11 protein-coding genes and 1 pseudogene are annotated in these 14,025 nt (G+C 63.1%); 3 read left to right on the top strand and 9 right to left on the bottom strand.

Annotation, left to right across the window (positions count from 1 at the left end; translation table 11 throughout):
- Positions 1-1,215: recombinase family protein (locus tag L610_RS17305; RefSeq protein WP_144706579.1), on the bottom strand; the 1,215-nt coding region annotated here is incomplete at its 3' end.
- A gap of 101 nt (positions 1,216-1,316) precedes the next feature.
- Complete coding sequence (locus tag L610_RS17300; protein ID WP_144706577.1) at positions 1,317-1,643, bottom strand: hypothetical protein; 327 nt, start codon at positions 1,641-1,643, stop codon at positions 1,317-1,319.
- 401 nt (positions 1,644-2,044) lie between these two features.
- Between L610_RS17300 and L610_RS17295 the strand changes: the two genes are divergently transcribed.
- Entirely contained in the window at positions 2,045-2,728 is a 684-nt protein-coding gene (locus L610_RS17295) for a DNA methyltransferase (RefSeq protein WP_144706575.1), read from the top strand.
- A gap of 388 nt (positions 2,729-3,116) precedes the next feature.
- Positions 3,117-3,842 carry a hypothetical protein gene (locus L610_RS17290; protein WP_144706573.1) on the top strand — a complete coding sequence of 242 codons (726 nt, stop codon included), beginning with the start codon at positions 3,117-3,119 and terminating at the stop codon, positions 3,840-3,842.
- A 112-nt stretch (positions 3,843-3,954) separates the two neighbouring features.
- Here L610_RS17290 and mobF read toward each other — a convergent pair whose 3' ends face one another.
- From mobF to L610_RS17260, 6 genes are all read right to left on the bottom strand, one after another.
- Positions 3,955-6,597 carry a MobF family relaxase gene (gene mobF, locus L610_RS17285; protein ID WP_186441575.1) on the bottom strand — a complete coding sequence of 881 codons (2,643 nt, stop codon included), beginning with the start codon at positions 6,595-6,597 and terminating at the stop codon, positions 3,955-3,957.
- Positions 6,598-6,718: 121 nt separating this feature from the next.
- Entirely contained in the window at positions 6,719-8,497 is a 1,779-nt protein-coding gene (locus tag L610_RS17280; protein WP_144706569.1) for a helicase HerA-like domain-containing protein, read from the bottom strand.
- On the bottom strand, positions 8,494-9,129 hold the full coding sequence (locus L610_RS17275) for a hypothetical protein (protein ID WP_144705518.1): 636 nt from the start codon (positions 9,127-9,129) through the stop codon (positions 8,494-8,496). The genes L610_RS17280 and L610_RS17275 overlap by 4 nt, the downstream gene beginning before the upstream one ends.
- Entirely contained in the window at positions 9,119-9,976 is an 858-nt protein-coding gene (locus L610_RS17270; protein WP_144705519.1) for a hypothetical protein, read from the bottom strand. Before L610_RS17270 ends, L610_RS17275 begins: the two co-directional genes overlap by 11 nt.
- Positions 9,977-10,168: 192 nt before the next feature.
- Positions 10,169-11,176, bottom strand: coding sequence for a DNA cytosine methyltransferase (locus tag L610_RS17265; protein ID WP_256366553.1), 1,008 nt, complete (start codon positions 11,174-11,176; stop codon positions 10,169-10,171).
- A 116-nt stretch (positions 11,177-11,292) separates the two neighbouring features.
- Entirely contained in the window at positions 11,293-12,606 is a 1,314-nt protein-coding gene (locus L610_RS17260; RefSeq protein ID WP_144705521.1) for a hypothetical protein, read from the bottom strand.
- On the opposite strand from L610_RS17260, the gene L610_RS17255 reads away from it, so the two are divergent.
- Positions 12,523-13,434, top strand: coding sequence for a hypothetical protein (locus L610_RS17255; RefSeq protein ID WP_144705522.1), 912 nt, complete (start codon positions 12,523-12,525; stop codon positions 13,432-13,434). The genes L610_RS17260 and L610_RS17255 overlap by 84 nt on opposite strands.
- 187 nt (positions 13,435-13,621) lie before the next feature.
- On the opposite strand, the pseudogene L610_RS17250 reads toward L610_RS17255, so the two are convergent.
- Positions 13,622-14,025, bottom strand: a pseudogene (locus L610_RS17250) (phosphomannomutase); the annotation flags it as partial.

Genomic DNA, 14,025 nt, shown 5'->3' with positions numbered 1-14,025 from the left:
CCGGCTGGCGCGCCGTGCAGAGAGAGAGGCAAGGACCGCAGTCAGGCGCTCCGACGTGAACAACTGCGCCGAGAGTTCATCAACCACCATAGTGTGGAGCCGCTCCATCGGGATGGAGCGGCCCTTGCAGGCGGTTTTGCCCTTTCGGCTGCAGGTGGAGCAGGTGTAGTAGCGATGGACCGTCCCGTTCTTCGATGTGCCGGTGCGTAGCACCATACTGCCGTTACAGGTGGCGCAGACGGCCAGGCCGGTCAGCAGGATCGGACCACTGATGACACGCGGCGGGGTGACGCGTGGGTCGCGGGATTTGAGCGTCGCCTGGACAGCGTCGAATCCCGTCCGCTCGATGATCGCCGGAACTTCGATGGAGATATGTTCATTTGCCGGTTTTTCACGGCCGGTATTCGAATGCTTGCGATTGAACACCCATTCGCCGACATAGACGGTGTTGGTCAGGATCTTGTGGATGGTGCCGACACCGAAGCGTGCGTTTCGTCTGGTGCGATAGCCTCTTTCGTTCAGGCGCTTGACGATCTCCTTCATGCCGATCGGACCGGATTTTCCGTCACCGTGAAGGTAAAGGCGGAAGACCAGCTTTATGGTCTCAGCCTCGACAGGATCGATCACGAGACGCTTCTTGATCCGGGCGCCGCGTTTTTCTACCTCTTCCGCCCGGTATCCGAGCGGGACCGGCGATCCATTCCAGAATCCCTGCCGGGCGTTCTCCTTCATGGCGCGCAGGACGTGCTTGCCAAGCTCGCGGCTCTGGTATTCGTCAAAGAGCGCGATCACCTGTCGCATCATAACCTGGGCGGGGTCGTCGCCGAGTTCCTGGGTGATGGAAATCAGCCGTACGCCAGCCTTGGCCAGTTTGCGGACATACATCTCGAGCCCGAAGGAATCGCGGAAAAAGCGGGAGTAGCTGTGAACGAGAATGACGTCGAAAGGGCGGTCACCATCGGTCGCGCGCTCGATCATCTTCTGGAATTCGGGCCGGTTGTCATCGGTAGCCGAAGCGCCCGGCTCGACGAATTCCAGAACGAGGTTCCATCCCCTCGCCACGCAGAAAGCGGCGATCTGTTTCCGCTGGTCGGGAAGCGAGAGGTCGCTTTCCGCCTGCCTGCCAGTAGAGACACGCAGATAAGCACAGACCCGCAGTGGGCCGGCAGCCGGCTCGGCGTCGGTGTTGAAATCGTGTCGAGGGCGTGTGTTCATGGCGACAGGTTCCTTTCGTTTCCAGGGAGAATAGCATCGCGAAAGGACGGCTGGAGCCCGTCATCAGCTTCGGTCAAGCGCGGAGAAGCCTCGTTGCACGATCATGCAGCCGGCCGGCTGGCGAGGAGCTCGTCAAGGAGGTCGCCAAGATGGGTCTCGATCACATCGAGTTCGGCAGACGTCACCGGCAGCGGATGCGGCGCATCGAGGATGACGCTCCAGCGTTGAGCCTCACCTTGTCGTCGTCGCTGCTGTTCCGCGCGGCGGGCATGCCCCCATGACCTTGCCCCGCTGCCTGCGGATGGAACTGTAGCGCTGGTGGAAACCGAGAGCTCCTCGGCTGTCCTGATTTCCTGTGCGCCGGCTACCGCGCGTGACTTCAACGTGCCGCGGCGGCGAGCGCCGTCAGCTGGTACTCTTGATGACATGACGGAGGTCCGCCCGCACCAGCCGACGACCTACGACATCAGGGGCGGTCGCCGACCGGTGCGGACATTTTCCTCACCTTCCCCGAGCGGCCCGCTCGCCCGATTGCGAATGCGCGAAAGGGGAAGCGGACATGAAAATGCTGACGCCGATTTCCACCGGGCGCAAGTGTCTTTCTGCACTGGGTAAAATTGGATAATCTCAGGCGGATACTGCTAACCGGAGCTGTGGTGCCGGCTTCTCATTCCGTCATTGGTTCGTCCCTAGGCTCTTCGTCGTTTCTGGCCCGACGCGCCGCCCCGTCAACGGACAAGCCGTTCCCCTCACGGTGACAGGGCGGCTTTCGCGTCCGGCCTTTCTCCTGCGCGTCCTACGGGACGAACCGAAGACAAGGAGAGAAGACATGACCATCATCAGCAACCGGAACACGCAGCCGCCGATCGACACCGTCATCCACGGCGACTGCATCGAAAACATGCGCGGCATGGAAACCGGCTCGGTCGATATGATCCTGACCGATCCGCCCTACATCACGCGCTACCGGTCGCGCGACGGGCAGACGGTGCTGAATGACGACAACGACGCTTGGCTCGCACCGGCCTTCGCCGAGGCATACCGCGTCCTGAAGCCTGGCAGCTTCTGCGTCAGCTTCTACGGCTGGAACCAGGCCGACAAGTTTCTCACCGCCTGGCGTGCTGCGGGTTTCCGCCCGGTCGGCCACATCGTCTTCCGGAAACGCTACGCTTCAGCCGGCCGCTTTCTCCGCTACCATCATGAGCAGGCTTACCTTTTGGCGAAGGGCCGGGTTGAGCTGCCGACTGCGCCGATACCGGACGTGATCAACTGGCGTTATGAGCCGAACAGGCTCCATCCCACGCAGAAGCCGGTCACCGCTCTCACCCCGCTGATCGAGGCATTCACGGAACCTGGCAACATTGTCCTCGATCCGTTCTGCGGCTCCGGATCCACGCTGGTTGCTGCCAAAGAACTCGGTCGCCGGTTCATGGGCATCAAACTGGATGCCAGCCATCACAGCACGGCGAGCAACCGCGTCGCGGGAACCGACCACAGGGGGATGGCCGCGTAAGCGACCACTTTGCCTCTCAAATGAACGCAAACCTGCGAGCGTTCCGAGCACGGCTCAATTGCCCCTGAGGGGCACTCAAACGTTCGATCACTGTCGTGCTACGACCCCCCGGAAAGAAAGCTACAGGGCAAGATAGTTCCTGACCCGCCGCGGCAAGGTCTGCTTCTTGGCAGATCGGTAAATTGCCGATGCCTCCTTTAACGGTATCGAAGATTGGCAAGCGATAGGTGGCGGTCCGTCACGCAATAAAAGGGGTGTGTCCGCCATGTCCGCACGCAGCAGAATCCTTGAACTCCACCGAACGGGCCAACTGCGGTTCACGTCCGTGCCTCTCCCGGAAAGTGACAGTCGGCTGTTGCGGAGCTTGATGCCAGGAATTCTCGAAAAGATGGCGAACCCCGACACCTTTGAGTTTTCGTGGGGAAATTCGGGCATCGAACTCGATGACGAGTTGGACGTGTACTATCCGGATGTCGACGACGATGAGTGGAAGGCGGCAATCAAATGCCCGATACCCCATCCGTACATCTGGGTAGAGACTGGCGTGCGCGATCCGCGTCTGCATGACGACAGGGCTTATGGCTGGTTCATTGAGCGTACCGACGAGCATGGTTATGTCGCGACACCGCTGGTCTTCTACAAAGATACCGTTTCCTACTTTGGCGTCTATTTTGAGATGGACCCCGACGGCGTCGACGATTTTGGCATCCCCGGCCGAGTGACGGTCTACAACTGTCTGGAAAGCTACGCGCAAGAATACGAGCTTGATGAGTTTTTCAGACAAGCTGACGTGCTAGCGCGTTTTTTCCGCATCCTTTGCCTTCCGGCTACACAAATCGAGACGGTCGAGCCGAACGAACGACGTAATCGAACGCGTGTCCGGAATGGGAAGGTGCCGATTGCAATTCGCAGGACGGTCAGGATCGATACGGAAGCTCTACGTGAAACACTGGGATCGCGAACCGGCCAAACTCATGCCTCGCCCGTGGAGCATTTTCGGCGTGCCCATCAGCGTCACCTCAGGAATGGCCGCGTGGTGAATGTGCGCGACTGCATCGTCAATCGGGGGCAGTCTGCAAATGGCCCCATTCCGCAAGCGTTCGTCGTAAGCTGATCGGGTCAGCCGGGAGAGTGTAGCTCTTGCAATGAATTAACGCCTGCCGCCAAAGTTATGCCACGAAGCGTCTCGCGGCGGCAGGCCCCTCAAGACAACTGCGACCCATTCCTCAAAGGGACAACGACAAGGTCGGTGATCTCCGTCCGTCTCGTTCGTGCAGCCGTGAGCCCGCATTCAGGGAACTGACGACACTCATATCGAACGTCGAACTCTTCACCACGGCCCGGGAGAGCCTCTCTGCCAGCCACTTCTGCCGTTCGTCTTCGGAAGTGTCGAGTGGATCGTCCTGCCGGTCGAGCGGGCGGTCGGCAGCCAAGCGCATATCGATCGCCGATCGGTCCACGATTAGAGTCGTGGCGTTCCGTGCGCGGCTCGCCGCGACATGGATGGCATGGCGGTCGAATGCCGGATCGAGAAAGACGACGGCACGATCAACGGTCATGCCCTGCGAGCCGTAGACCGTGGTGGCGTAAGCCCAGCCCAGCCTGGCCCGTCCTCTCTCGTCGGCCAGATCGTCGGGCGAGAAGCTGACGCGCCGGCCATCGACCATGGCTTCGATCCTGATGGCTGCCGGATTACCGGCTTCCTTCTCCGCGGAGACGATTTTCGTGACGATGCCGGTGGTGCCGTTGACAACGCCGAGTCTGTCATTGCGGGCGAGGAACCGGATGCGGTCGCCGGCCGCCAGATCGATGGTCATTTCATGGCCGGACGGCGTAACCGCGCGGAACGATACATCCGGTCCCATGAGCTGGCCGGCCGCCCTCAGATCGTTACGCACAGTGCGGGAAATCGCGGCAACCTGGGCATTTGTTCGGGCAACGATCAGGAGCTGGTCATCTTCCGCTGTCCGTACATACTCTCGCCGCAGGGTCACGATTCGATCGAGGGCTGCCGCGTTCGTCTCCGTCTCGACCAGATGCCCGTGATCGGCGAAGGCTGCCAGTGCGCTTTCGGCGTCGCCGCGGCCGAACGCCATGACGGCAGCACGCGCCCATTCCTCGCGCTGCCGGACAATGGTCTCGACGCGGTTGGCATCGATGGCGCGCGCGACCAGATCGAGTCCCGGGCCGGCGCCGATCGCCTGCAGTTGCCGCCGGTCACCGACAAGGATCAGCTTGGCATCGGAGTGATCAACTTCGGTCAGGAGCGCATGCATCTCGCGTGAAGACAAAAGACCGGCTTCATCGACGACGAGAACGCTGCTGCGATCGAGGAATGACCCGCCCTGCCGCAGGCGCTTCATCCAGGAGGCCGTCGCGCGCGCCTCAATGCCGAGGTCGTCGCGCAGCGCATTAGCGACGCGCCAGGCTGTCGCGGTGCCGACCACGCGCAGACCAGCGGCGCGATGGGCGGCAACGACGGGAGCAAGCATCGTAGACTTGCCGGAGCCTGGCGCACCTTCCACGATGACGATCGCCGAGGGCCCGGTTGCCGCGAGAGCAGCCTCTTTCTGTTCCGCATTCAGCGGCAGGCGACCGTTACCGTCCATCAACACCGACTGGTCGGCGGCGTGCCACGGTCGCGTTGTCATGTCCCCGGCAAGACGGACGATGTCGCGCTCGATCTCGATCATCTCCGGGGTGGAGTAGCGCGGCAGACCGAGCGCATCCTGACCAATTTCCACGACAGCGCCATCGGCAAGCAAACGCTCGACTTCGACGTTGGCTCGCTTGACCGGAAGCCCGGTGCCGACAAGAGAGGCTGTGACCGCCCGCACCAGTTCACGCCGGTCGATGACGCTCTCATGTTCGGTCAGTGCCCGCGGCAGTGCAGCCATCTTCTCCCGAAGCAGAATCTCTGCCTGTTCCGGCGCAAGTATGGCTCCATGAGGGAAATGGCTTTGCGTAAAATGCTGCTCATCGAGTCCTATATCGGTGGCCGCCCTCCGCCAGGTCTCTTCCCGTGACGAAGTCGCTTTCCCATCCTTAGCGTTACGCGTTGCCCTGGTCACTGCCGCAGCGAGCGCGGCCGCCTCCGTACTCGTCGTGCCGGCCAGATCAAGTTCGGCCTCGATCTCGCTGCGGCGAGCCGAGAAGTAGCGGATGATATCATCATCCACGCCTTCAAGCTCGAAGATGCCGTTGCGGCCGATGCGATCGATGCCAAAACCGATTGCCTGAAGCTCGGCGGCAAGCGCCGAATGATAGGTGGCACCGGCAGCCATCTTCCAGTCGCGCAGGATCTTGGAATGGAGCGCACCGACACTGCCGTCGGCGCGCTCCGCCATGTTGAGAACGACGCAGTGGGTATGCAAATTGGGATCGGCGAAGACACGGCCGTCAGCATGGATTGCCGGCCTGCTTTCGCCATGCTGGAAGCAGGCAGCGGTCAGCGCGACCGGCTCGATGATGGCACCGTTCCGGCCGCGGCGGGCGAACGCCGCCTCGCGCCCCAGCAGATCAAGCGTGGCGCGCGCGGCCTTCGCCTGCGCCTCCTCGATCAGCACCCTTGTTGCCGGATCGGCAAAGGCCCAGGCGAGCGAGACCGAGCGCGGCGCCGACAATGTCACATCGAAGGCAGGCGTCCTGTCGAGACGCCTGCCGGCCTTCGAGAGCAAGGAATTACCTTCGGCATCATGGCCAAGGAACAGCCGTTCGAATTCTCCCTGGTCGACCGCCGCGCCATCGACAAGGCCGAAGTCGCCCGCCGGCGCATGCCAGATACCTGCCGGCTCGTCACCGCCGAGATAATAGTCCGACTGCCGCAGATAATAGCCCGATGCCGCCGCCGGGTTCCAAGTTGCCACCATCGCCGCCTCCACCGCTTCTTTGCAAACCAGTATGGCGGTCGATGGTGGGGCGCTGCCGTAACGACATCGCAGCCGATCAACGCGAGCGGGAGCATGGCGGTGGGCAACATCGAAGCTCACCTTACTCCGCCGGCAGTGGTGAGGATGAGCGAGACTTGGCGACCGTCGACGGCCGCCGGTCCCGCCATTGCCCGACCGGCCATTCGAAAAGGCAGACATCACCATGGCCAAGCACGACGGCGCGCACGACCGGAGCCCCGATCCCCGCGCTACCAAGGCCAAGTCCGTCAGACAGCAGTTGCGACTCTACCACAGGGATGTCGGCAGTCCTGCGCTCGCTTCGGATTGCGCTGTTAGCGTCACGCGCGCCCTTCTCCCAATATTCGACGGTTCGGTTGCCGATCCAATGCTCGGCGATTTCCGACGCCGTTTTCCCCGACGAGGTCCTGCCGACGATCTTTGTGGTGAGATTGTCGAGGAGATGCTGGCAGCCCTCGGCTCCATAGATCTCTCGCAACTGGGCAGGACTCTGGACGGTGACGACGAGGCGGATGCCGGCAGAGCGGCCGATCGCCGCCAACCTTGGAACCGCCGGKGTCCTGCCGATCTGCGGCAGTTCGTCCAGCATCAGCCAGACAGGATCCGGAGCGACTTGCGCCGTACGATCAGCAGCCGCATCGGCCACGAATTTGAGGCCCAGCCTGGCAATAGTCGCCGAAAGTTCGGGATAACGCTGCGACTGGCGCAGGATCAGCACCTGCGGTGCGTTGGCCGCCATGACCCATCGCCGGAACGATATCCCGGGCCCTTTCTGCGAGCCCATTCTTGCACAGGCGGAAACGACCAGCAGCGCGTTGGCGATCAGGACCAGGTAGAAGGACATCGCCTGCTTGCGGGTCTCGTCCTGACTGGTGTCCAGGAAGACGGCAGCCGCCGGCTCACGCTCCAGGACGACCCCGTAAAGCACCTCGATCGGGTTCTTGAGGAGCCGTTCGAGGTCAGCCCATGACCAGGTCCGTTCCGGGCTGCAATACTGGTCCTGCAGATGGCCGGTGAGGCAGGCAAGGACTCGCCGCGCGCCGGCGCTCCAGGACGGGTCGCTGGTTTCCGGAATAAGCTCCATTGCCAGTTCCTCGGCATCTTCCCCGCTCACGACGTCGAGCCCCAGATCCCAGCGCCGGCTGCGTGCATCGCCCAGCGACAGCAGCGCCGCGTTGCGGGTCGGCACCCGGGCGGTGACGTCGCCCTTGACGTCGAGCGCCAGCATCCTGTCACCGCGTTCGATCACGCCGTCCATCATCGACTGCAGGATGGTGGTCTTGCCCGCGCCCGTGCCGCCGGCGATCAGAAAATGCTCGGTTTCCAGCTGACGCGGCATCGGGATTCCCTTTGCGAGCTCAATGCCCGGCTCCGTCACGCCGTAGCGGCGGTGCCACGCTGCCAGAAGCGCCGATCCTGCTGCCCGCCCGCGGAGCAGGCGCGAACCCTTAATGTGGCGCACCGAGGGCTGAGCAAGTGTCTGGTCCATGACCAGCCTGTGCGCGGTCATTCCCGCCATCATCGCAGCCAGGATGATCGCCGCTGTCCGGATGGCAAGTGAGACATGCAGATCGAGGAACCGCAGCGAATCCACGATCGTCCAGGGCAGCGCCAGAATGCCGTCAATCCGCGACGACAGGCTGGGCGATAACAAGGCCTCGCCCAGCAGCGTCTGGGCCATCAAGAGCATGAAGAAAAGATCGGCAGTGTGAGCCTCATCGGCAGCTGGCAGCCATGCAAGAGGCGGGAACGCTACGAAGTGAACCGCGATGCCGAGGAGGAAGATGACGGCAAACGCGACGACGTAGGTGATTACCGCCGGCAGCCGCGGTTTGCGCGGCGTCAGGGGATGGATGGTCATTGCGGGGCTCCTGACAGTTTGAGCCGGCCACGCCAGATCACAACCTGGCTGCCTCGCGGCAGCGCGGTTTCCGACGCAGCAGAAATATGACGGTTGGCGCCGGTCACCTGATCAACCGCAATCCCGGTTAGCGAGGCTACGCGACGAAGCGACAGGGTTCCGCCACCGGTGACGTAGACGCAGCCATCGACATGGGCATCGAGACGCGGGCATGCCGGCCAGCGCGACGTTTCGCGCGGACGGGTCCCGGGATCGAGGAATGCCGATACCAGCAAAGGCTGAGCCAGATCCACCGCAAGGCCGATGGCGATGATCGACACCACCATCATCAGCGCCGAGCGGATCGGACGCACGGTCGCGACAGATTTGAGTTTGCCGCCCTTCTCCGGTTGTGGCCTTACGGTCGCAGCGACGGTCCGAGGCGCAACTCCGGCAAGGCCTTCGCGCATCGCCGCCAGCTGCGCCAGCCCATGCGGTCCGAGGAGCGCGAGGGAGCTCGCCGGCAGCGAGATCACCTTGTCCATCGGCATGCGCGCCAGCTTGTGAAGGAGTTCCTCCCGACCTGCCGCGCCTTCCTTCCTGGCCGTCTCCAGTCTCTTCTCGAACTCCGTGGCCGCCGTGTCATTGCGCATCGGAGCCTCCATGGGAAAAACCTATCAGATCACCAAGCGCCTCCTGCGCCGCCGACAGGAAGAAGGCGACATCGCCGCGCAACACCTTTGCCGCAGGGCGGCTGCGCCCGGTCCAGCGCTGGATTTGCGGAATCTCGGCCGCCACCACGTCGACGAAGCGTTTTCCCGCCGCCTCGAACGGCGCCCATGAGCCCGGTGCGATGGCCGGAATCCTGGCCGATACGACCGCTTCGATCAGAGCTTTGAGCTCAGCGCCCCAGATCCGGTCGGCGGGCGAGCCGGGATAGAATCGGAAATTCCCGTCACGCTCATTGAGGATCAGCGCGCGGCGCACCGATGGCAGAACCCGCCCAACCGCGGCACTCGTCCGAACCGCACCCCGCATCGCCTCGGGTTCGGCGGTCGCCGGCACCAGCCAAACGGCGTTGATGCCGGCTTCGACAAGATCGGCGTCAAGATCGATCAGACCGCAATATTCCTCCACCGCCGTCTGCTGCGGGCCTCCGATGTCGACTACGGTCGGAACCCGATCGGCGATCGTCCGTTCGATCGCGGCATAGAGCGGATCGAAAGCCGCAACGATTGCGCCCGGATCCCGGCGCACGTCGTTCATGCTTGCGAGCGACACCGTTATTACGCGGTCTGGATAAAGCGCCGGCAGCCGCTCCTGCTCGTCGATCTGGACGATGCGCGGGGCGATGCCGGCGACATCCAGCAGGTCGGCAACGAGCGCCGAAACAAAACTTTTGCCGATGCCGCCCTTGTCGGAGCCGACAAAGATCAGCGAGGGCGAACCTGCGGGATTGGCTGCCGCGTCTGTCAAGCGGTTGGTTTTGCTTCTGGACATGAGAGAAAACTCCTTGTGTTGTTCACATGCCCATTGAGCCGCAACATTGGTGGCCGACTGCCGTAACGACATGCGGATCTGGTGGACGCGGGCGCCGGTGGCCGGGCGCGGCATGGGAAAGCTCTGCGCCTTGAACGCACAAGGCCGGCGCTGCTCGCGCCGGCCTCTGATCGCGTACATGATGATTTTCCGTCAGGCGGCTGCCGCCATCTCCTGCGTCTGCGTCTGGGTCCGCGCCTTCTGGACTTCCGTCAGGATTGCGGCTGCGACTGGCACTGGCCAGGCGTTGCCGACGAGCTGGCAGATGCGCGGATAGCTCAGCGCCTTGCCCTTGAAGGTGATCCCGTCGAGCCAGTCGTCCGGGAACCCCTGCGCCCTTATCGCTTCCAGCGGAGTCGGACGCCGCACGATGAGGCCGGCTTCCGGGTCGACCTGCACCACCAGGAAATGCAGGTCCGCTCCAGTCATGCCTGGCTTGCAAAGCCCGGAGCCGCTCGCAACCAGCGTCCCTAGCCGCGGCGGATAGAGGACAGAAGTCCCTCCAGCAGGATCGGCGACAGCTTCTTGCCGTTCCGACTCGATGACTCCAGAACCCGCAGCGCCTGCTGCGGCGTGAGCCAGTAGCGCCTCAGGTGAGACGCCGGCGCTTCCGCGATGCGCGAGAATCCACAGGCGCTTGCGACGTTGTGGGACGAAATCGGCGGCGTCGATGACGCGGTGTGCGACGATGTAGCCTCCGGCCCGCAGACGACGATGGAGAGTACGCCAGGCCTTGCCGCCTTCCGAACTTCGGTACCCCTCGACGTTCTCGACAAGGATCCACTCCGGCTGGACTTTCTCGACGATGTCGCAAAACGGGTCCGTGAGGTCCCGGATGTCGCCGGTTCCCTTGCGTTTGCCGGCGATTGAATGGGGCTGGCAGGGCAGGCCTGCGGTGAGGATGTCGATCTTGCCATGGTAAAAACTCCAGTCGATGGCGGGATTGGTGATGTCGCCGAGATCCGGAACGTTGGGAAATTTTTGGGCGAGAACCGCCGAGGCGAGCGGATTTATCTCCGCCACCGCGACCATCTCGCAGGCGATTCCGGCCAGCTGAAACGCCGCCTTATCGCCCGCCATTCCCGTGCAGAAACTTAATGTCCGGAGCGGCGGTGGGCCGCCGGCCGGCTCTGCCAATGCTGTGTTGCCTGTAGTCGTCACGCTGCTGATCCTGCGTTGTTGAACACAGGATCAGCGTGATCGCAGCCGCCACGAAAACCGCCGTAACGACATCAGAACGTCAAAACTACGGGGACAGACAGGGCCCGCCGGTCTGGTCAGGAAATGTTGGGAACCAGCACTTGGGCCGCGGCGATGATTTTCCGGATTGCCGTCTCGTTCTCGGCCAGCCCCTCGGCCTTGACCTGCGGCATGCGTGGCAGCGCAATTCGGGCACCGGTTGCGCGCGGCTCTGATGAAGCGTCCCTCTCATACTCGCCGCGCTGCCGCTTGTAAGTCAGCTCGCGTCGCCACAGCTGGAGGGCGCCGATCGCACGTCGCAGTTCGTCCAGTTCCTTTCGGACTGCGTGGTCGCTGGAAGAATTCGGCTCAAGCTCGAACAGCGCGCGGCGATCAAGAACGCCAAGCACAATGTCGAGCTTGTGGATTGCCGACCGCAGCGATGCGAGCACATCGACATGCTCGCGGTTGACCGAGACGTTTGCAACGTTTGCCACGTCTGCGCTTTCCAGCCCTTCATCGGTTACTTGCCTGCGTATCCGTGATCCGCGTATCGCTGCCTTCTCTTCCTCGCCTTCCGCCTGATCACCTCCGCCGAAGAACGCGATCATCGCCCGAACAATCTCAACCGCGGCAGCACGCTGCCGGGGTCCCATTCCCTTGCCTGGATCGGGCCAGACGATCTCAAGAACGGCGTCGATCAGCTTCCACCCGGCATGTGCCTCGTGCCAGCGCCGGGCATCGCGCCGTGCCGAACGCGCATCGTTCTCCAGCCGATACTGGCGCCCGACCCGCTCTGTCAGGCCCCTGGCAAAGCCCGTCAGTGCATCCGGAAAGAAGCGGGCGAACAGCTTCAGGACCACACGACGCTCGCTCAGAGCGACGTGGTCGAGGGACTCCTCGAAGATGAGACGCACAAGCGCGTGTGACAGCTCGCCAGCGACATCCGCATCTTCAAGACAGAACGAAGCAATCTCGCCGATGAAGGCAACCTGCCCAGGGAGGTCGAGCCCGGCAAAGTGGCTGCCGAGCGCCGAGGACACGGATATGTTCCCGAGACTGCCCACCGCTACGAGACGGTCAGCGATCAATCCGATCCGGCGCGTCTTCCGTACCGGCGTGCCGGCGCCTTCCAGAACGATGGTGGCAAGCGCCGCAACGAACCCAGCCAGATCGCCCGGCGACGCATCGGGCGGAATTCGGTCGGCAAGGGTTTCGGCACGGCGCCGGTAAACCACGCCCGTTGACGGAATGCCGTTGTCGCCCAGTCGCGACAGTGTCTTGAACGTGGCAGCGAACCGCGCTTCCCCCTCGGGCAGGAGACGTCGATGCTGTCCGTCGCCGTCGATGGACAGTTCAATGCTCGCGCCTGGGACTTCACCGAAGAAGGCGCCGAGTACGAATTCGTCCATGATCGTCAACTTGGCGTCGATCCTGGACTCGGTTGCCAGTTCCAGCAGCACGCGTTTTACAGTGCCAGCAGTATGCGAACCCGCATCGAGCTTCCGGCAATGAAGGAAATCCACCATGGCCGCCGCCAGCTCATCGACGACATCACCGGGAAACAGCCCAAGAACCCGCAGCCAGGGTACGATCTCATCACGAAGCCTCTGCAGATAATCGTCGGGAAGCGGGGCAGAGCGACCTGCCATCATGCCGGGGTCTGCCCCCGCAACGCAGATGCCCGCCGGATACGCTTGGCGACATCCCCCAACGCAGCAGGCTGGGTTACACCATGTGGCTGGGGTGCTGCTGCGGTCAGGCGCGGCGAAATGGTTTTCGATACCCTCACACGCCGGCCGGAAGGTTGCCCGCTCGTCGCGGCCTCTTTCTTCTCGCTGTCGGATGCCAGTGCCTCCCGTTCCGCGCGCGACACCATCGCACGCAGGACGCTGTTGGCGAGCGGCTGCCCCGAGCCCGATCGCACGCCGGCGGCCGCAAGGAGGGAAGCGATCTGGCTCCAGCTCGCTCCTGATGCGCGCAGTTCCCGGAACAACGGAAGAAAATCGCGGATGACCGGCTGCATCGCACGCCGCCCCAGCGGTCCATCGAGCGCAACCGCGAACCGGCCAGCTTCTTTCAGCGCTGTCTTTTTCGTGATCATGCAATCAGGCTGTCACGCCGCCCTGCCGGCCGCAACAGCCCGAAATAATCCCCAACGATTCCTGGCTACCAAAGCGTTACGCTTCGTCGCGATCCGTTACAGATTGTTTCATTCACACCTGTGCATCTGTGGATGACACCCGCCCGGCAGGAACTTCTTCGACGTTTCAGCAACCTGCAAAGTCGGGATGCGGTCATCGTTCCAGCCTCGTTAAAGCGGAAGGATTGTCCGCAGGCCCTTCTCTATTCGGCCGTTAGATATCGTGACCCAACGCCGGTCGTTCCCGAGCCCATTTTTTACATCTATCGGGCGTACGATCGCTTTCATCGGGCCGTCTCGAGCTTGTCAATCTCCGCCCGAGCTATGTCTAGGCTCCAACGAAGCAGGGCGACGACCTGCCCTTCGTCGGCGGCTTCCACGTAGCACCGCACCTCGGGCGCGTTACCGGAGACGCGGAAGTGAACGGTGCGGCCGTCGGCGGACAGGATGCGGACGCCGTCGCGGGCGTCGACGCTGTCGATCATGCCGAGATCGGCGAGCAATTCGCGCCGGTAGGCGTCGTCATGCTCCAGCCTGTCGAGGAACGGCGCGCTCGCCCGGCTCGGCACCTCGCGCAGCCGGCCGCTGGCGGTAAGCTGCGACAGGGGCATGCCGCTACGTGCAACCTCGCTCAGGACGCAGACGATCGGCAGCATCGCGTCGCGGGTGGGAAGTGCCGCAAGCCGCC

This window comes from Aminobacter sp. J44 (genome assembly GCF_007829415.1).
GTDB lineage: Bacteria > Pseudomonadota > Alphaproteobacteria > Rhizobiales > Rhizobiaceae > Aerobium.
The sequence above is the reverse complement of the archived record's forward strand: the minus strand, read 5'-3'. Positions and strand labels throughout refer to the sequence as shown.

Bases quoted from the DNA above. Each gene is read 5' to 3' on its own strand.
- L610_RS17290 (WP_144706573.1), top strand. From the start codon at position 3,117: ATGGCGAACCCCGACACCTTTGAGTTTTCGTGGGGAAATTCGGGCATC.
- L610_RS17295 (WP_144706575.1), top strand. From the start codon at position 2,045: ATGACCATCATCAGCAACCGGAACACGCAGCCGCCGATCGACACCGTC.
- L610_RS17275 (WP_144705518.1), bottom strand. From the start codon at position 9,129: ATGCGCAATGACACGGCGGCCACGGAGTTCGAGAAGAGACTGGAGACG.
- L610_RS17255 (WP_144705522.1), top strand. From the start codon at position 12,523: ATGCTGTCCGTCGCCGTCGATGGACAGTTCAATGCTCGCGCCTGGGAC.
- L610_RS17260 (WP_144705521.1), bottom strand. From the start codon at position 12,606: ATGGACGAATTCGTACTCGGCGCCTTCTTCGGTGAAGTCCCAGGCGCG.
- mobF (WP_186441575.1), bottom strand. From the start codon at position 6,597: ATGGTGGCAACTTGGAACCCGGCGGCGGCATCGGGCTATTATCTGCGG.
- L610_RS17270 (WP_144705519.1), bottom strand. From the start codon at position 9,976: ATGTCCAGAAGCAAAACCAACCGCTTGACAGACGCGGCAGCCAATCCC.
- L610_RS17300 (WP_144706577.1), bottom strand. From the start codon at position 1,643: ATGTCATCAAGAGTACCAGCTGACGGCGCTCGCCGCCGCGGCACGTTG.